This window comes from Eubacterium sp. 1001713B170207_170306_E7, assembly GCF_015547515.1.
In the GTDB taxonomy this organism is placed as follows: Bacteria; Bacillota; Clostridia; order Eubacteriales; family Eubacteriaceae; genus Eubacterium.
Window position 1 is genome coordinate 263,620 of sequence record NZ_JADMVE010000003.1, and the last position, 19,417, is coordinate 283,036.

The window sequence follows — 19,417 nt, forward strand, 5'->3', positions numbered from 1 at the left end:
CATATTTAATTGATAGAACAAGTATGAAATCAGGAAAGCAGGAAGAACCAGTGAGCAGAGAATTTAATCAATGTATTACGCCGCTGACACAGGAAATGGTGGAGACCTACCATGAGGACGACGCCTACACCACCTATACCTCCACAGCGCTGCCAAACAGAAACGAAATCATTGGCATTTTATGTGATATAAGAGAGCTGTTTTACCCCAGGCATTACGGCAGCCGGGAGCTCTTTAACTGTACCATTCAATACTATATCGGGGATATTTTAATGGGCATTGAGGAGCGGCTGCACAAGCAGATCCGGCTCTGCCTCATGCGCAAATATGAAAATTCTGAAAAATACCAGGTGCAGGCTGTGGCCGACGAGGCCGCACAGATCAGCTGCGCCTTTATGAAGACATTGCCGAAGATCCGAACCCACATGGCCCAGGACGTGCAGGCCGCCTACGACGGCGACCCCGCGGCGGCGGATAAGGATCAGATTATCTTCTCCTATCCCGGCGTGTTTGCCATGATGGTCTACCGCGTGGCCCATGAGCTCTACCAGCTGGGCGTGCCGATCATCCCGCGAATGATGACCGAATATGCCCACAGCCGCACCGGCATCGACATCAACCCGGGCGCCACCATTGGAAAATTCTTCTTTATGGACCACGGCACCGGCATTGTTATCGGCGAGACCACCATTATCGGCGATTATGTCAAGCTGTACCAGGGCGTGACCCTGGGGGCCCTCTCGACCCGAGGCGGCCAGAACCTGCGCGGGCACAAGCGTCACCCCACCATTGAGGACAATGTGACCATTTACTCCAACGTGTCGATTTTGGGCGGCGAGACCGTCATCGGGCATGACGCCATCATTGGCGGGAACTGCTTTATCACCCAGTCTGTCCCGGCCGGCTCAAAGGTCAGCGTCAAGAACCCAGAGCTGCAGATGGAGGGCGGTGAGCCCCAGGAGGTTGAAGAAAACTTTGACTGGGCGCAGTAAGAGCATATGAAAGCCTGACAGGCGGCGGACACTGGAGTCCGCCGCCTTTTTACGTTGTTGAAGATCAGAGGATAAAGGGGTATAATAAAACTAAAGAATTAACCATCAGAAAAGAGGCGCAGCCATGAGTGATATTAAGGTGAAAAATTTTGATTTTCAGAAAGAACTGGAAAAGGTAGCGGCTGGAATCCGCAAGCCCAATATCCTGATCTGCGGGGCCACCGGAGCAGGCAAAAGCACCGTGGTCAACTGGATTTTTGGCAAAAATGTGGCGGCCACCGGGACAGGAAGACCGCTGACCAGAGGCATTACCGAGTACAGCAGTGAGGACACCAGCGTCAATCTTTTTGACACCGAGGGCTACGAGATCGGCGAGGAAAAAATCTCCGCCTATCGGGACAATGTGGAAAAATGGATCGAGGAACGCCGGGAGGGAGGGCTGGCCAGGCAGATCCACGAGGCCTGGTACTGTATCTCCGCTGCCAACAAGCGGGTGACCGATATGGATATCTCTGTGGTGCAGACCCTTTTAGAAAAAAATATCCCTACGGTTGTGGTACTGACCCAGCTGGACTGCGTCGATTATGAGGAATACCGCGAGCTGTTCAGAGCCGTCACAGAAAATTGTAATGTCCATTGCTTTGCCACCAGCGCCCATGAGGATAAATATATCCAGGAGGTAATGGAGCCTTATATTGAGTGGGATGCCCTGGTCGACTGGGCAATCCGCGAGCTGGACGACTCTTTAAAGGAAGGCTTCATCGGCTCGCTGGCAGGCCATGTTCAGAAAAAGCAGGAGCTGGTCGCAAAAAAGATCATCCCTATTTACACCACCGCCGCGGCAGGCGTGGCCGCGACGCCCATTCCGTTTTCGGACGCAGTGCTTTTAGAGCCCATACAGGTCTCCATGGCCATGCACATCTTAAGAACCTACGGGCTCGATAAAATCTCCGAGGATCTCATCTCCTTTGTGGGCAGCCTGGTGGTGACCCAGGCAGGGCGGATGCTGGCCCAGAGCCTGACCGCCGGTGTGCTCAAGATGATCCCCGGCGTGGGTACCGCGGCCGGCATTGCCGTGAACACCGTTGTGGCCTCCACCTTTACCGCCGCCATCGGCGCAGCCCTGTCCCAGAGCTGCGCCAACTACGCCAAAGCCGTGTTTGAGGGTAGCAAGCCCCAGTCCTATAAGAAATTCTTTGACAGCGCCATCCTTTCCGGCTTTGTAGAAAGCTGGCTGAAGGAGCATAAAAATGGAAAAGACACTTGACGCCAATGTGCTCATCCTCGGCAAAACCGGGTCCGGGAAGACCTCCCTGTTCAACTATATCTTTGGCAGAAACGTCTATGCTACCGGGGCAGGGCGGCCCGTTACCGGTATGGGCATCTATGAGGAGACCGTGACCCTGTCCCCGGATTTTACCCTGCACCTGTACGATTCCTGGGGCCTGGAGGCCGATAAGGCCAGAGACTGGAAGCAGCTCATAAACGATACCCTCAAAGCCCATGACGTGCCCGAGATCACCGAGTGGTTTCATACCATTCTTTACTGCATTTCGGCCAAAGCCGCCCGGGTAGAGGACTTTGACCTTGAGATCATCGAAAGCCTGCGCCAGGGCGGCAATCAGGTGCTCGTGGCCCTGACCCACGCCGATGTGGCAGGAGGGCAGGAGAACCTTATGACCATGCTCCAGACCATTGTCCAGAGCGGCCATGTGCCCGAGGAGGATATCCTCCCGGTTAACAGCCAGTCCAAAACCCTGCTCAGCGGAAAAAAGACCCTGGCCTTTGGCCGGGAGGCCGTCATCAGCCGGATCAAGTCAGGTCTGCTGAGCGCCATCAGCCAGAAAATTCCCCATATTTTTGAGGAGGAGGGCAGAGAGATCATCGAGACCTGGTATACCCGCTGCTGCTACCGCATCGACGCCGACCTCAGAAGGCCCGGCGGTATCAGCGCCCATAAGGAAAAGGAACGCAACCGCCTCTTTACCGCCTACGCCGAGGAAGCGCAGAGCGATATCGAGCAGTCCTACGACACCCTGATCTCCGAAGCCTGCCGCTATTACTGGAAATTCTGCGACCACCTCGAGCAAAACCCTGTCGGGTTTGCCAAAAAGCCCAGAAAACCACTGGAAGCCCTGAGAATGAAGCTCCACTTCACCGATGCCCTCCAGGCGGCAGGCGACAATATCGGCCAGTTTTTTCAAGGCCTCTTTAAAAAGGAAAAAAGAGCCACAAAGCACGACGCCTTTGCCCAGTTCTACAGAAAGGGCCTGACCAGATACCGCGAACAGCTGTACCAGCTGCTAAAGGAATATACCCGTAAAATGAAAGCAGAGCTGCGCGCGTATTATAAAATTGTGCAGAGCCCCAAATAAAGAAGCAAAAATGACGACCGTCCATTTCGTACGGTCGTCAAAGGCAGGCACTATACCTAAATTATTAGAAAACAACCGTTATAAATCGAGTTTAAATAAATTTTTTTATTTATTTTTAAATTTTACGTGCAATTTTGAGGAGCCAATGTTATAATAGGTTTCGATATTGAAAAAATTGATTTTTTTGTAAGCAAAAGAGCGCGTGTAGGCTCTGATTTTTTTAGATATTAAATTTAGATGAGTTTTAATATAAAATATAAAAGGAAAGAAAAATGGAAAAGCCCGAAAAGATTTACCTCGCCTCGCCCCACATGGGCGGCGAAGAAATGAAATACATACAGGAAGCCTTTGACACCAACTGGATCGCTCCCCTGGGAAAAAATGTCAACCAGTTTGAAAAAGAAATGGCAGACTATGTGGGACTTAAAGCAGGAGCCGCCTTATCCGCCGGAACAGCCGCCTTGCATCTTGGCTTAAAAGCACTGGGGGTAGGGGAAGGCGATGTGGTCTTCTGCTCCAGCCTGACCTTCTCCGCCAGCGCCAACCCCATTATCTACCTGGGCGCAAAGCCCGTTTTCATCGACAGCGAGCCCGAAACCTGGAACATGAGCCCGGCCGCTCTTAAAAAAGCCTATGAAAAATACCCCAATCCCAAAGCCGTGATCATTGTGGATTTATACGGACAGGCCGCCGATTATGAAAAGCTGTCAGTCCTCTGTAAAGCACACCACACACCCGTGTTAGAAGACGCCGCCGAAGCCTTAGGCGCAACCTACCAGGGACAGAAATGCGGTACCCTAGGCGATCTGTCCGTTCTATCCTTTAACGGCAACAAGATCATCACCACCTCCGGCGGCGGCATGCTCCTCGGCAACGACGAAGCCCTTATCCAGAAAATCCGCTTTTGGTCCACCCAGTCCAGAGAGAATGAACGCCATTATGAGCACAAAGAGCTAGGCTACAATTACCGCATGAGCAACATCGTTGCCGGTATCGGAAGAGGACAGTTAAAAGTCCTTGATGAGCGGGTCGCAAAGAAAAAAGAAATCTTTGCTACCTACCAAGAAGCCTTTAAACAAATCAGCGATATTGAAATGATGCCCATTTCCGATAAAGGCAAGCCCAATTACTGGCTAAGTTGCATGACTTTAAAACAGGATAGTAAGGTAAAGCCAATAGATATCATGCAAGCTTTGGAAAAAGAAAACATTGAATCCCGGCCAGTCTGGAAACCCATGCATCTGCAGCCCTACTTCAAAGCCTTTGATTTCTTCAGCCATTGCGATCCAGAGAATGAACAGAGCATCGCAGAAGATATCTTTAACCGGGGCGTCTGCCTGCCGAGCGATACAAAAATGAGCGAAGCAGACCAACAGCGTATTATCAACATTATTAAGACACTCTTTTAAAAAGTAAAATACCGAGGTTCAAAATGATCTATCAGAAATACGTCAAACGCATACTCGACATCACCCTGTCCGGCGTGGCCATCATCGTGCTGTCACCCGTGATGGGCGTTACCGCAATCCTAGTTAAAAAGAAGCTGGGAAGCCCGGTGATCTTCAAACAAAAACGGCCCGGCAAGAATGAAAAAATCTTTACCATGTACAAATTCAGAACCATGACCGATGAGCGGGACGAAAAAGGTGAGTTGTTACCGGATAGCATTCGGCTGACGAAGTTTGGAAAGATGCTCCGAAGTACCAGTTTGGATGAATTGCCCGAGCTATTTAATATTTTTAAAGGAGATATGAGTGTTGTTGGACCTCGACCCTTATTGGTGCAGTATCTTCCCTTATACAATGAAAAACAGAAAAGGCGGCATGAAGTAAGACCCGGCCTTTCAGGATTGGCTCAGGTCAATGGGCGCAACGCCATCACCTGGGAAGAGAAATTCAATTACGATGTCGAGTATGTAAAAAAGGTAAGCTTTCCCCTGGATGTTAGCATTGTCATAAAAACTATGATCAAAGCCTTCAAGCAGGAAGACATCAACGCAGATACAGCAGTCACCATGGAAGTATTCAAAGGAAGTGAAAAAGCCAATGCCTGAGAAAAAAGTCATGATCATCGGAGCCAGCGGCCATGGAAAAGTGATCGCCGATATTGTCCATCAATCAGGAGACAAAGTCCTGGGCTTTTTAGATGACGACCCGGCAAAGAAAGAGATCCATCAGATTCCCGTGCTGGGAAAGATAGAAGATACACAGAAATACAAAGACGATTACTATTTTATCATCGGGATAGGCAATAATAAAATCCGAAAAGAAATCGCAGAAAGCAATCCAGCATTAAACTACTATACCGCCATTCATCCCACCGCAGTTATCGGGGAAGGCGTCCGTATTGGTAACGGCACAGCCGTAATGGCCGGTGTCGTGATTAATGCCGATGCAGAGATTAAAAAGCACTGTATCATTAACACCTCAGCGGTCATTGAGCACGAGTGTGTGATTGGAGACTACACCCATGTATCGCCACAGGCTTGTTTGTGTGGGAATGTACATATGGGTGAGGCGTGTCATGTTGGAGCGGGTGCCAATGTTATTCAAGGAAAAATAATCGTAGAAAAAGTGGTTGTAAGTGTAGGTAGTGTGGTGGTAAAAGATTTGACCGAAGCCGGAACATATGTGGGTATTCCGGCAAAATTAAAAGAACGACGATATTAAGGAGGAAATGATATATGAAAAAAATATGGATTTTCAACCATTATGCTGGCCCTCCTTCAATATGTACGGGTTTGAGACATTTTAATTTTGCAAAGTATTTAAAACAGGCAGGATATAAAGTAACAATATTTGTATCTAGTGCCCAGCATAATTCGAGCATTAATCTTATAAACGATGATAAAAAATATATTGAATATACAGAAGAAGATATACCGTTTGTATATATAAAAACAAGACAGTATAAAGGCAATGGAAAAGAACGTATAAAGAATATGTTTGATTATTACAAAGGTGTCCTAAAAGTAGCAGATAACTTTGAAAAACCAGACATTATTATTGGATCTTCCGTGCATCCCTTAGCCTGTTTGGCGGCAATTAAACTGTCAAAAAAATATCATTGTAAGAATATTGTGGAAATAAGAGATTTATGGCCAGAATCTTTGGTTGAATATGGAATTATAAAAAGAAATGGACTTTTATCTAAAATTTTATATAAATGTGAAAAATATCTTTATAAAAAAGCTGACCAACTAGTTTTTACCATGGAAGGTGGAAAAGATTATATTGTTGATCAAGGATGGCAAGATGATATTGATCTTTCGAAAGTACATCATATCAATAATGGGATTGATTTAAAAGAATATGAGTATAGTAAAGAAAATATCACTTACAAAGATTTTGATTTGGAAGATCCAGATACCTTTAAGGTTGTCTATATTGGGTCAATCCGAAAAGTTAATAATATTGAAACATTAGTTGATGCAGCAAAAGTGTTGCAAAATACAAATTCTGAAAATGTAAAAATTTTGATTTATGGGGACGGTAATGAGCGTGAAGCGCTGGAAAAACGTTGCAATGAAGAAAAAATCGAAAACATTGTGTTTAAAGGGTCTGTTGATAAAAAATACATTCCCTATATTTTAAGTAAATGTGATCTGAATCTAATGCATGGGGTATCAGCCAGGCTTGTAAGATATGGTATGAGCCTTAATAAATCTTTTGATTATCTCGCCAGTGGTCATCCGATTTTATCCGATATAGATGCTCATTATGACTATATTATAAATAATAATGCGGGGAAAAAAGTTGGATGTTTACCTGAAAATATTACAGAGGGAATACTTTCATTTTTTTATCTATCGAAAGATGAATATAACAGTATCGGTGAAAACGCAGAGAAAACAGCGTTAAAGTACGATTTTAAAAATTTAACAGAGCAGTTGATCGAAACTATTGAAAAGTAGGAAAAGAAATGGAAATTAAACAAGAATTAATAAATAAAATCACAAAGAAGCAAATTAAAGTCGGTGTTATAGGCCTAGGCTATGTAGGTCTTCCCTTAGCCGTAGAAAAAGCCAAGGCCGGCTTTAAAACCATCGGCTTCGACGTTCAGGAAGAAAAAGTGAAAATGGTCAATGAAGGCCACAACTACATCGGCGATGTCATCGACGATGACTTAAAAGAATTAGTCAATAGCGGAATGCTCTCTGCAACAACAGACTTTTCTTTCATCAAAGATGCGGATTTTATCGCAATCTGCGTGCCGACACCACTGGATGAATACCAGCAGCCAGACATCAGCTATGTCAAGTCATCAACCGAAGAGGTTGCTAAATACCTGAAAAAAGGAACCATGGTGGTGTTAGAGTCCACGACTTATCCCGGCACCACGGAAGAACTCATTAAACCCATCCTCGAACAGGGTTCGGGTTTAAAATGCGGTGAGAATTTTTATTTAGGCTTTTCACCAGAGCGGGTGGATCCCGGCAATGCGCTTTATAAAACAAAGAACACGCCTAAGGTGGTTGGAGGTATTGGCGAGGATGCCACTGAGGTCATTGCAGCGATGTATCGGGTGGTATTGGATGGAGATGTTTTTGAAGCATCCTCGCCAGCCATTGCTGAGATGGAAAAGATTCTGGAGAACACTTACCGGAATGTCAATATAGGTTTGATTAACGAGTTGGCCATCTTATGTGACCGCATGAAGATCAATATCTGGGAAGTGGTGGACGCGGCTAAGACTAAGCCCTATGGATTCCAGGCCTTTTATCCGGGTCCGGGTTTGGGCGGGCATTGCATCCCGCTCGATCCCTATTATCTGTCGTGGAAGGCTCGGGAGTATGGTTTCCACACCTCCATGATTGAAAGCTCCATGATGATTAATGACCGGATGCCGGAGTATTGTATTGACCGGGCTTCGCGTATTTTAAACAGAGACAAAAAAGCCCTAAACGGCGCGAAGGTCCTTGCACTCGGTGTGGCGTATAAACAGGACATCGACGATTACCGGGAGAGCCCAGCGTTAAAGGTCATTGAAAACTTTGAAAAAGTTGGAACGCAGATTGATTTTTATGATCCTTTTATCCCAGAGTACAAGTATAAAGGTAAAATCCATAAAGGAATAGAAAAAATTGATGCGGCTGTTGTTAAAAAATATGATTTAGTCGTTATTACAACTGCCCACACAAGTATTGATTACAATATGGTACAACAAAATGCAAAAGCTATCTTTGACACTAAGAATGCATTAAAACAAATTAAGAATAGAGACAATATTGAGTTGTTGTAAAAACAGGAGTAACCAATGAACTACGCACTCATCGGCTGTGGCCGCATCGCGACCAATCATATCCAAGCCGTATTAAATAACAATCTGAACCTCGTGGCCGTCTGTGACGCCATCCCCGACCACATGGAGAGCCTGCTGGCAAAGCATGGCCTTGAAAAAGACATCAGTATCCGGCGTTACACGGACTATAAAAAAATGATCGAAGAGAACCCCCTCGACCTAATCGGCATTGCCACCGAAAGCGGCCTGCACGAGGAGATCGCCCTGTACTGCATCCGACACGGCATTCACGTGATCATCGAAAAGCCCATGGCCATGAGCATTGCCGGTGCCGATGCCATCATCAGGGCGGCTGCAGAAAACAAGATAAAGGTCTCCGCCTGCCACCAGAACCGTTTTAACATCGCCGTGCAGAAAATGCGGGGCGCGGTGGAGAAAGGGCGCTTTGGCCGAGTCTCACACGGCTCCATCCATGTGCGCTGGAACCGGAATCAGGACTATTACACCCAGGCGCCCTGGCGCGGCACCTGGGCTCAGGACGGGGGCTGTCTGATGAACCAGTGCATCCACGGCATCGACCTGCTGCGCTGGATGATGGGGGACGAAATCGACACAGTTTATGGCGTGACCAGGCAGCAGTTCCACAACTATCTGGAGGCAGAGGACATTGGCATGGCCGTGGTTCAGTTTAAAAACGGCGCTGTGGCCACCATCGAAGGCACCACCAACGTTTATCCCCAGAATCTGGAAGAGACACTGTACCTTTTTGGGGAAAAGGGCACCGTCAAGCTTGGCGGCAAGTCCACCAACGCCATTGACGTCTGGGATCTGGCCGACGCCGATGATCATGAAAACACTGAAAACAACGGCTTTCACGAAGCGACAAGTAATGTCTACGGCAACGGGCACACCAGCCTGTACCGGGATGTGATCGAAGCCATCGAGCAGGACCGGGCGCCCTATGTGGATGCCCAGGCCGGAAAAAATGCTCTGGAGCTGGTGCTGGCCATCTACCAGTCCGCGGCAGAGGGAACGGTCGTGAAACTGCCTCTTAACAATTGCTGTAGTACTGACTTTGAGGGAAGATTTAATTTCCCTTACAGAATAGAAAAAAGGAAATATGATGATTGATATAGAAAAAAAAGAAAAATACCAAATTTTTTGCGATAGTACGTATACACCTATTTTTTCGCAGTCTTGGTGGCTAGATATAACTTGCAATGGTAATTGGGACGTTTACTTATTTGAAAGTGGTGGAGAAGTTATAGCTGCGATGCCGTATTATATACATGATACGCATGGTTTAAAAAAAATTACAAAACCCTTACTTACTCAAAATAACGGTATCATTATAAAATATCCAAAAGATCAAAAGTATTTTAAAAAACTACATTATGAGGAAAAGATTATTAATAAGGTGTGTGATTTTATTGAAGATCTACCCATTGATCGCTATGAACAGCAATATCATTATTCTTTTACGAATTGGCTACCTTTTTATTGGAGAAAATATCAAGAAATTACACGATATACATACGTTATCGAAAATACACAGGATATGAACTGTGTATGGAATGATTTTTCGCCAAACCTACGAAATATGATTCGTAAATCTGAAAAAAATAATTTGATGATCAGAGAAGATTTAGAAATTTCGGCAATGTATGAAGTCAATAAAATGACTTTTGACCGACAAAACATTGAAATACCTTATTCACTTAAATTTTTAATAAAATTGGATGAAGCATGCAAAAGCAATAATTGTTGTAAAAACTATTATGCGATCGATGACGAAAACAGAATACATGCAATCATTTATTTAATTTGGGATCAGCAATCAATGTATTTATTATTAGGTGGTTCCAATCCGGAATTAAGAAAAAGTCAAGCGTATGACGCGCTAATTTATAGGGGAATTAAATTAGCGTCAGACTTGGGACTGAAATTTGATTTTGAGGGCAGTGTCATAAAACAAATTGAGCATTCCTTTAGAGAATTTGGGGCTGTTCAAAAGCCTTATTTTCGAATTTACAAAGACTTTAAAAAACAAGAGGATTAGCATGCAATTCAGAGACCTAAAAATCCAATATCAACACCTGAAAAAAGACATCGACGCCGCCATCCAGTCCGTGCTTGACAACACGAATTTTATTTCCGGCGCCCCCGTCACCGAGCTGGAGGAGCAGCTGGCCCAATACGTGGGGGTAAAGCATTGCGAGACCTGCGGCAACGGCACCGACGCGCTATCCCTGGTGCTCATGGCCTGGGACATTGGCCCGGGTGACGCGGTGTTCGTGCCGGATTTCACCTTTTTTGCCTCCGGCGAGGTCGTTGCCCACCAGGGCGCCACTCCCGTGTTTGTAGACGTAGACGAAGATAGTTTTAACATGGATTCCAAAAGGCTCGAAGAAGCTATTCAGGCCGTGCTTGCAGAGGGACAGCTGACCCCAAAAGTCATCATCGCCGTCGACCTTTTTGGCCTGTCGGCCGACTATCCTAAGATACAGGCCATTGCGGACAAATATGGCCTCAAGGTGCTGGAGGACGGCGCCCAGGGCCTTGGTGGGGCAATTAACGACAAACGGGCCTGCAGCTTTGGCGACGCGGCCACCACCTCCTTTTTCCCGGCCAAGCCCTTAGGCTGTTATGGGGATGGCGGCGCTGTCTTTACGGATGATAGCGATCTGGCAGCCCTTATCAACTCTTACAAGATTCACGGCAAGGGCAGCTTTAAGTATGATAATGTGCGCATTGGGGTCAACTCCCGGCTGGACACCCTTCAGGCAGCCATTCTTCAGGTAAAGCTCAGGGCCTTTTCCGATAACGAGCTGCAGGCCGTGAACGATGCGGCAGCCCAGTACACCAGGAAATTGAGCGGCGTGGTCAAAACACCTATTATTCCAGAGGGCTTTTTATCCAGCTGGGCCCAATACACTATCACCCTGTCATCAGCCAGCCAGCGGGACAGGCTGCAGGCCGCGCTTAAGGAGCAGGGGATTCCGACCATGATCTATTATCCCAAGCCCATGCATGAGCAGGCCGCTTTCAAGGACACGCCCTTTATTAAAGGCAGTTGTCCGGTGACTGAGCAGCTTTGCGGGCGGGTTCTGGCGCTGCCCATGCACCCTTATTTGACAGAGGAAAACATTATAAAAATTAATACTACTATTAAAAATAATATATAAAAAAGAGAATGTGAGTAAAAAATGAAGATATTACATTTAAATTCATATTATGCTCAAGGTTATTTTTACAAAAATCTGTATGACGAGCAAATAAATCAAGGGGTGGATATTAGTGTTTTTGTACCTGTGAAAAAGAATTTTAAAAAAAATAGTTTTAATTATGGTAATTATACCAAAATATGCCCAAGTTTCAACGAAATTGACCGTTATTTTTTCCATATAAAACAAAAAAAAATAAAAAACAAATTAAACCAAGAATATAACATTCAAAAATTTGATTTAATTCATGCACATACTTTATTTACAAATGGATGGCTTGCGTATCAAACTAAAATTGACGATGGTATTCCTTATTTGGTGACAGTAAGAAATACGGATGTAAATCTCTTTTTAAAAAAATTGATTCATTTACGGAACTTGGGGATCAAAATAATGACACATGCAGAGAAAGTGATTTTTTTATCAAAAGCATATCGAGATGAAGTTTTAAAGAAATATATTCCCCAACAAGATAAAGACAAATTTCTGCAAAAATGTGTCATTATTCCAAATGGAATAGATAATTTTTGGTTTAAAAATATCGGTAAACCTAAAGGTTATGATTCCAATAATGAACTTAAATTGTTATATGTTGGAGAGATAAACAAAAATAAGAATATAGAAACAACAATCGAAGCCGTAAAAGGATTAAAAAATAATGACATAGAAGTCATATTGTCGATTGTTGGAAAAAAAAATGATAAAAAGATTTTTGATAAAGTGATGGCATATGATTTTGTACATTATCTTGGTACAAAATCAAAAGAAGATCTACTATCGGTATACCGTGAACATGATATTTTTGTCATGCCTTCCATCCATGAAACATTTGGTTTGGTTTATGCTGAAGCCATGAGTCAGGGGTTGCCGGTTATTTATTCAATAGGGCAAGGGTTTGACGGGCAATTTTGTGAAGGCGATGTAGGATTTCATGTTAAAGCTAGTGATTATTTAGATTTACATGAAAAAATTTATATAATATTAAAAAAATATAATGATATATCTAAAAGATGTATTGAACTAAGTAATAAATTTTCTTGGAATCAAATCATTTTAAAAATAAATAAAATTTATAACGAATGCTTAAAATAAATCTTGAAGGGAAATAAACATGAAACTAGGTACAGCGTTTAAGTACAAAACGATAACTATTATTATTTTCACTTTAGCTGTATTACCAACATTTGAGATTGCTTCATTAGAAGTGCCAATGATCTATATTGCAATGCCACTTGTTTTTACTGGCGGACTCGTATTTTTAGCTAAGGATAATCAAATATCTAAAAGGATGGGATATATATATTTATTCTTTATAATGGTAATTTTTGAAATATTTTTAACTTCAACATATGGTTCAATTAAGTATTTTGATCACTTCTCAATCCGATTTGATGTTATCAATTATGCATGTAAATTTATGGTATGCATATTTTTTATAAGTCTATCATCAAATCAAAAAATCGGAATTAATTTTTTTATTAAATGTTTCATATGTGTGGGAATATTTGCCATGTTTGTTGGTATTGTTGAGTGGATACCAGGAGTAGGTCGTGAATTTTTCATGAAAATGTATCCATTTCATGATGATGATTATTTAACGTTCAATCGTGCAATGGTAAATTTCAGATCAAGTGGAATCGCACAACACGCAACTTCAAATGGAGGACTTGCCGCGTTCTTTTTTGTTTTTTCCGTACTTTTATTAAAGCATAGCAGACAATATAAAGTAACCGCGGGCATTCTTGCTGTTATTAGTATCTTAAATGTATTTGCTTCACAAGCGAGAGCAGGAATGTTAGCGGTGTTATTTGCCATTATATTTATGTATCTTTTAGAGGTAATCGTCGATAAAAGAAAAGTAAAAAACACATTTCGATTTTTATTTATATGTTTATTGATCTGGATAGTATTCTTTTATTTATATAAAATTAATAATCCGGTTGTAGTAAAAATGTTTTATAGATGGAATGTATTGTTTGAAACAAGTGGTGGGGGTAGAGTAGATCAACTAATTTATTTTAAAAACTTATTGAAAACACCGTTTCAATATTTGTTTGGTTTATCTAAAATTTTGATTAACGATAGTTCAATATCTTATGGAGTTGAAATTGAGTTTGCAAGTATTTTCTTTGCTTATGGCCTAATTGGTGTAATTTTACAATATGGATTGGTTATTATTGTACTGAAAAATCTTTACCATAATATAAAAAAATCAACGGGTATGGTTTCTTTTTTACAAAGATGTGCTTTTATAACGCTCATTGTTTATCAAGTTTTTGGAATAGGATATTTCTTTTTTAGAGAAATTCGCTGCGGTTTCTTTCCATGGATACTTATTGGGTTTGCTTTAGGTAGCTACGAAAAATATAAAAAATCACTTTTATTAAATGCTGAATAAAAAAAGAAAGGCAACAGAATGTATAAAAACAAAATTGTGCATTTTTTTAAATACGAGAAATTTACTAAGGATTATATAAATTTTGTAAATAATAATTTTAAAGACGAACATTTTTTTATAGTTTTTGGAGATAAGGAAAGATTTGATCTTGATTTTTCAGAATATATAAATGTAAAAGAAATTAATAGTTTTTATATTGATTTAGGTACATTAAAAAAATGTTATCAAGCAAAATCAATTATATTACATAGTTTATTGTTTCCTAAATTATTAATAGAACTTTTTTTTATGAAAGGTTTAGTAAAAAAGGCAACAATACTTTTTTGGGGGGCAGATCTTTATTATTATAATATACGAAATAAATCAATAAAGAAAAGAATCTATGAAATTATCAGAAAGTCTATAATTAAAAATGCAAAAAAAATTCTAACTTTAGTAAAAGGTGATTATGATTTAGCAAAAGAGTGGTATGGGATAGAAGGAACTTACTATGATTGTAAATATTATAGTCCAAGTTATTCCAGAGAGGTGTTAGAAAAACTTAATAGAACAGCTGATTCAAAAATTTTAAACATCCAAATTGGAAACAGTGCAACACAAAGTAATCATCATATAGAAGTGTTAATGAATTTGAAAAAATTTTCAGAAGAAAATATTCATATTTATTTGCCAATGTCTTATGGTGACTTTAACTATCGTGAGGAAGTAGAAAAAGTAGCAAAAGAGTGGTTTGGCGAAAAGGTAACTATTATGAAAGATTTTTACAAACCAGAAATATTTAACCAACATCTGGCCAATATGGATATTGCTATTTTTAATAATGACAGGCAGCAAGCCTTGGGAAATATCTATATGCTCATTTGTTTAAAAGCAAAAGTGTATATGCGAAGTGGCACTAGTATGTGGGATGAAATAACTAACATCTTAGGATGTCAATTGGAAGACGCTGTACAAATAGAACAAGAGAATTTTGAGAAATTCACTCAAAAGCAGGATGTCGTATTAGAAAAAAACTCAAAGATTATGATAGGGTATAACAGTCTTGATTATGCTAAAAAAATTTGGACTAAGATATTTGATGCATAGAATAGGACACTACATAACAAGGACTGTATATGGAAAATAAACAGATTGTTAAAGGAAAAATTATTAAAAATTTAATATGGAAATTTTTGGAACGTGGAGGAGTCCAGGGGATCCAATTCGTATTACAAATTGTTTTAGCACGTTTGTTAACCCCATCCGATTATGGTATTACTGGATTAATAATCGTATTTATTAATGTAGCCAATGTCTTTGTCCAAAGTGGCCTTGGCAGCGCGCTAATCCAAAAAAAGGATACAACAGAGGAAGATTACTCATCTGTTTTCTATTTAAATATCCTGATCTCTCTAGTCATGATCGGTATTTTGTTTATAGCAGCACCGGCAATCTCCAGTTTTTATCAAATGGAGATATTAATACCGGTACTAAGGGTACAGTCTTTGATGCTTTTATTTAATGCTTTTAACGTTGTACAGAATGCGGTACTGCAAAAGAATATGCAGTTTAAAAAGTTATTCTACGCTAGTTTAGGGGCTATTACAATTTCAGGAGTTTTTGGCATTTTCTTTGCCTGTTTAGGTGTCGGCGTCTGGGCTTTGGTCTTTCAGCAGCTTATCAATGCGCTAGTCACATCTATCATTTTATGGTTTGTTGTAAAGTGGCGTCCGAAACGCGTCTTTAAATTAAATAATGTTCGCCAGCTTTTTAAGTTTGGGTCTCGATTATTATGCTCTGGTTTGATTGATACACTCTATAATAACATTTATCCCTTGATTATTGGTAAGGTCTATAGTCAAGCGAATTTGGGTTACTATAATCGAGGTTATCAAATACCAAGTGTATTAGTGAATAATATAAACGGCTCGATTCAAGGGGTTTTGTTCCCTGCTTTTGCGGAATATCAGGACAATCGTCCGCGGCTAAAACAACTGGTAAGACGGTCAATTGTCACTAGTAGCTTTTTAGTTTTTCCAATGATGGCAGGCTTAGCGGCGTGTTCAGAACCGATCACCATTATTTTACTCACAGAAAAATGGTTGCCGAGTGTGCCTTTTATGCAATTATCCTGCATTATTTATGCTTTATGGCCTATCCATACAGCGAACTTGCAGGCCATTAATGCTGTTGGCCGAAGTGATGTTTTTTTGAAACTGGAGGTCATCAAAAAAGCTATTAATATTGCAGTGCTTTTTTTTACAGTACCATTGGGGATTTATGCCATGCTTATTGGCAGCTGCTGCACATCCTTTGTCAGTGCAGCGATCAACGCATGGCCAAATAGAAAGCTTTTAAATTACAGTTATTTTGAACAAGTCAAAGATACCCTGCCATCACTCGTATTATCCCTTATCATGTGCGCCCTCTGTTTCTCTGTTTTCTTACTGCACTTAGGCACCTGGGCAACGCTGATCATACAGATAACCACAGGCACTGTTTTTTATATCACAGCAGCTTGGTTGCTGAAACTGGAATGCTTCACCTATTTGTTAAATACGATTAAATCAGGACTGAGGTCAAGAAAGGAACGTAAACATGCAGCATAAACCCGTATTGGTTACCCGGTCATCCTTGCCGGATTTAGAAGAATATGTAGAGGAAATAAAGCCGATTTTTGAAAGTGCATGGTTAACTAACATGGGTCCAGTGCACCAAAATTTTGAACAACAATTGGAAAGCTATTTAAAGGTTCCGAATGTGTCACTTTTTTGTAATGGACATTTATCCCTTTTTATCGCAATTAAGGCATTGCGTTTAAGCGGTGAAGTTATTACAACGCCCTTCTCATTTGCGTCAACCACCCATGCCATTGCTGATAATGGATTAAGACCGGTGTTTTGTGATATTGACCCGGACACCTATACCCTTGATCCTCAGAAAATAGAAAGCCTGATTACACGCCACACCACAGCCATCATTCCAGTCCATGTCTACGGCAATGTCTGTAATATAGAGGCTATTGAAACTATCGCTAAAAAGCACCACTTAAAAGTTGTCTATGACGCGGCTCATGCTTTTGGTGTGGAAGTGAACGGCGAGGGAATTGGAAATTTCGGTGATGTTTCAATGTTTAGTTTTCATGCGACTAAGGTATTCAATACCATTGAAGGCGGTGCGCTGACATACCGTGATGCAGGCTTAAAAGACTTGCTTTATAACCTTAAAAATTTTGGGATTACATCACCAATAAATGTAGAAGATATTGGTACCAATGCCAAAATGAACGAGTTTCAGGCCGCTATGGGGATTTGTAATTTGCGCCATGTTGACAAAGAAATTGAGAAAAGAAAAAAGGTAGTGGAACGCTATCGAGAACATTTGGAAAATATCCCTGGGATTAAATTAAATCTCAAACAGCAGGGCGTAAAGACTAATTATGCTTATTTTCCTGTGATTTTTGACAAAGAAGTCTTTGGAAAGTCTCGAAATCAAGTGGCTGATGAACTGGCTAAAGAAAATATATTTGTTCGTAAATATTTTTATCCTTTAATTAATGATTATGAATGCTATCGTTCAATTTATTCGTCAAAGGCGACGCCCATTGCAAAAAAAGTTGCCGATGAAGTGGTAACATTGCCATTATATGCAGACTTACCAATTACAATGGTTGATGAAATATGCCGAATTATTGTGAAAAAAAATTGATTTAGTAGTTTTAAATATAAAATTCACTTATATATTTTGGCTAGTTATGTCAAATATAAAGAGATATAAAAATTATAAGGAGGAAGAATGGTTTTAGCAATTTATGGTGCCGGCGGGTTAGGCAGAGAAGTTTTAATGCTAGCTCGGCAGATTAATCAAAAAGATCATCGTTGGGATGATTATCTTTTTATTGATGATTTTAATCCAGACAGAAAAATAAAGGATATTTCAGTCGTCAAATTAGAAGACACATTATCCCAAAGTAATGAAGACAGCATTGAATTTGTTGTAGCAGTAGGTGAACCATCGTTAAGAGAAAAAATATTTTTAAAACTAAAAGAACGAAATTTGCAAATTGCCACATTGTGTCATCCAAGCGTATATATTGATGAATCTGTCGAAATCGGTGAAGGGACAATTATTTGTCAAAATGTTTTTGTTTCATGTGATTTAAAAATTGGGGATAACATTTTAATTCAGCCAGGTGTGAATGTTGGTCATGATTGTACGATACAGAGTAATTGTGTCATCTCAAGTGGTGTTACTGTTGCTGGAAATTGCAAAATTGAGAAAAACACCTATATAGGAATGAATGTACCGATTAAAGAAAATATATGTATAGGATATGACACCATTATTGGAATGGGTTCAGCAGTTTTTAAAAATATACCAGACAGCATAATCGCGCTGGGGAATCCAGCACGCCCCATGAGAAAAAATGAAGAAAAAAAAGTGTTTAAATAGGAGATACAAATGTTACTAAAAGGAAAAACAGCAGTGATTACAGGTTGTTTGCAGGGAATCGGTTTAGCCACCTTAGAACTGTTTGTAAAAAATGGAGCAAATGTTTTTGCTTGCTGCCAAAATGAAGATGCGGCTTTCACGAGCTATATCGGTGAAATGGAAAAAGAGCATGGTGTGGAAATTACGCCCGTCTATTTTGATTTAATGGATAATGAAGCCGTCAAAAATGGTGTTAAAACAATACAAAAACAGAAAAAGCCTATTGACGTTTTAGTCAATGTCGCGGGGATGAATCTTGATGCGTTGTTCCATATGGTTACAATGGACCAGCTTGAAAAAACATTTCAGGTAAACTTTTTTTCACAGATATTATTAACCCAATACATGACTAAATTAATGTTACGTCATGGTAAAGGAAGTGTTATTAATATTTCAAGCATCTCAGGAATTGATGGAAATTTAGGACAATTGGCATATGCTTCATCAAAAGCAGCTCTAATTGCGGCAACAAAGACGATTTCTCAAGAATTAGGCCCTAAAGGCATAAGGGTTAACGCCATAGCCCCTGGAGTAATCGAAACAGACATGACAAAGAATTTGCCCGAAGAAGCGCTTGAACGACAGATGAAGCGAAGTAATATTCATCGTTTAGGGTTACCTGAAGAAGTCGCGAAAGCCATATTATATTTAGCGTCCGATTTATCAAGCTTTGTGACAGGACAAGTCATAAGAGTTGACGGCGGAATTGGATGTTAG

The 19,417-nt window shown here is 41.0% G+C and carries 18 protein-coding genes; all 18 read left to right on the forward strand.

Features of this window, described 5'->3' with window-relative positions; all coding sequences use genetic code 11:
* Positions 1 to 50 precede the first annotated feature (50 nt).
* The 18 genes from I2B62_RS09210 to I2B62_RS09295 all read left to right on the forward strand — a co-directional run bounded on the left by I2B62_RS09210 (position 51) and on the right by I2B62_RS09295 (position 19,417).
* Entirely contained in the window at positions 51 to 992 is a 942-nt protein-coding gene (locus I2B62_RS09210; protein ID WP_347707805.1) for a serine O-acetyltransferase, read from the forward strand.
* A 124-nt stretch (positions 993 to 1,116) separates the two neighbouring features.
* The gene (locus tag I2B62_RS09215) at positions 1,117 to 2,259 is read left to right on the forward strand and encodes a GTPase (protein WP_195268676.1); all 1,143 of its coding nucleotides are present in this window, start codon (positions 1,117 to 1,119) and stop codon (positions 2,257 to 2,259) included.
* Entirely contained in the window at positions 2,243 to 3,367 is a 1,125-nt protein-coding gene (locus I2B62_RS09220; RefSeq protein ID WP_195268677.1) for a GTPase domain-containing protein, read from the forward strand. The genes I2B62_RS09215 and I2B62_RS09220 overlap by 17 nt, the downstream gene beginning before the upstream one ends.
* Positions 3,368 to 3,639: 272 nt before the next feature.
* Positions 3,640 to 4,776: a DegT/DnrJ/EryC1/StrS family aminotransferase gene (locus tag I2B62_RS09225; protein WP_195268678.1), complete on the forward strand. Its 1,137-nt coding sequence runs from the start codon at positions 3,640 to 3,642 to the stop codon at positions 4,774 to 4,776.
* Between the two features lie 23 nt (positions 4,777 to 4,799).
* Complete coding sequence (locus I2B62_RS09230; RefSeq protein ID WP_207735980.1) at positions 4,800 to 5,420, forward strand: sugar transferase; 621 nt, start codon at positions 4,800 to 4,802, stop codon at positions 5,418 to 5,420.
* The gene (locus tag I2B62_RS09235) at positions 5,413 to 6,036 is read left to right on the forward strand and encodes an acetyltransferase (RefSeq protein WP_195268679.1); all 624 of its coding nucleotides are present in this window, start codon (positions 5,413 to 5,415) and stop codon (positions 6,034 to 6,036) included. Before I2B62_RS09230 ends, I2B62_RS09235 begins: the two co-directional genes overlap by 8 nt.
* A gap of 14 nt (positions 6,037 to 6,050) precedes the next feature.
* Entirely contained in the window at positions 6,051 to 7,280 is a 1,230-nt protein-coding gene (locus I2B62_RS09240) for a glycosyltransferase family 4 protein (RefSeq protein WP_195268680.1), read from the forward strand.
* Positions 7,281 to 7,288: 8 nt separating this feature from the next.
* Positions 7,289 to 8,608, forward strand: a complete 1,320-nt coding sequence (locus I2B62_RS09245; protein ID WP_207735981.1) for a nucleotide sugar dehydrogenase — start codon at positions 7,289 to 7,291, stop codon at positions 8,606 to 8,608.
* A gap of 15 nt (positions 8,609 to 8,623) precedes the next feature.
* A complete protein-coding gene (locus I2B62_RS09250) occupies positions 8,624 to 9,739 on the forward strand; it encodes a Gfo/Idh/MocA family oxidoreductase (protein ID WP_195268681.1) in 1,116 nt (371 codons plus the stop codon).
* Entirely contained in the window at positions 9,729 to 10,667 is a 939-nt protein-coding gene (locus I2B62_RS09255) for a GNAT family N-acetyltransferase (RefSeq protein WP_207735982.1), read from the forward strand. The genes I2B62_RS09250 and I2B62_RS09255 overlap by 11 nt, the downstream gene beginning before the upstream one ends.
* 1 nt (position 10,668) lies before the next feature.
* Positions 10,669 to 11,793 carry a DegT/DnrJ/EryC1/StrS family aminotransferase gene (locus tag I2B62_RS09260; protein ID WP_195268683.1) on the forward strand — a complete coding sequence of 375 codons (1,125 nt, stop codon included), beginning with the start codon at positions 10,669 to 10,671 and terminating at the stop codon, positions 11,791 to 11,793.
* 21 nt (positions 11,794 to 11,814) lie between these two features.
* Positions 11,815 to 12,924, forward strand: coding sequence for a glycosyltransferase family 4 protein (locus I2B62_RS09265; RefSeq protein WP_195268684.1), 1,110 nt, complete (start codon positions 11,815 to 11,817; stop codon positions 12,922 to 12,924).
* Between the two features lie 19 nt (positions 12,925 to 12,943).
* Positions 12,944 to 14,230 carry a hypothetical protein gene (locus I2B62_RS09270; protein ID WP_195268685.1) on the forward strand — a complete coding sequence of 429 codons (1,287 nt, stop codon included), beginning with the start codon at positions 12,944 to 12,946 and terminating at the stop codon, positions 14,228 to 14,230.
* Positions 14,231 to 14,248: 18 nt separating this feature from the next.
* Positions 14,249 to 15,316, forward strand: coding sequence for a TDP-N-acetylfucosamine:lipid II N-acetylfucosaminyltransferase (locus tag I2B62_RS09275; protein WP_195268686.1), 1,068 nt, complete (start codon positions 14,249 to 14,251; stop codon positions 15,314 to 15,316).
* Positions 15,317 to 15,345: 29 nt separating this feature from the next.
* Positions 15,346 to 16,818 (forward strand): lipopolysaccharide biosynthesis protein, encoded by a 1,473-nt coding sequence (locus I2B62_RS09280; protein ID WP_195268687.1) that lies wholly within the window; start codon positions 15,346 to 15,348, stop codon positions 16,816 to 16,818.
* The gene (locus tag I2B62_RS09285; protein ID WP_195268688.1) at positions 16,808 to 17,917 is read left to right on the forward strand and encodes a DegT/DnrJ/EryC1/StrS family aminotransferase; all 1,110 of its coding nucleotides are present in this window, start codon (positions 16,808 to 16,810) and stop codon (positions 17,915 to 17,917) included. The genes I2B62_RS09280 and I2B62_RS09285 overlap by 11 nt, the downstream gene beginning before the upstream one ends.
* An 87-nt stretch (positions 17,918 to 18,004) precedes the next feature.
* A complete protein-coding gene (locus tag I2B62_RS09290) occupies positions 18,005 to 18,661 on the forward strand; it encodes an acetyltransferase (protein ID WP_195268689.1) in 657 nt (218 codons plus the stop codon).
* A gap of 9 nt (positions 18,662 to 18,670) precedes the next feature.
* On the forward strand, positions 18,671 to 19,417 hold the full coding sequence (locus tag I2B62_RS09295) for an SDR family NAD(P)-dependent oxidoreductase (RefSeq protein WP_195268690.1): 747 nt from the start codon (positions 18,671 to 18,673) through the stop codon (positions 19,415 to 19,417).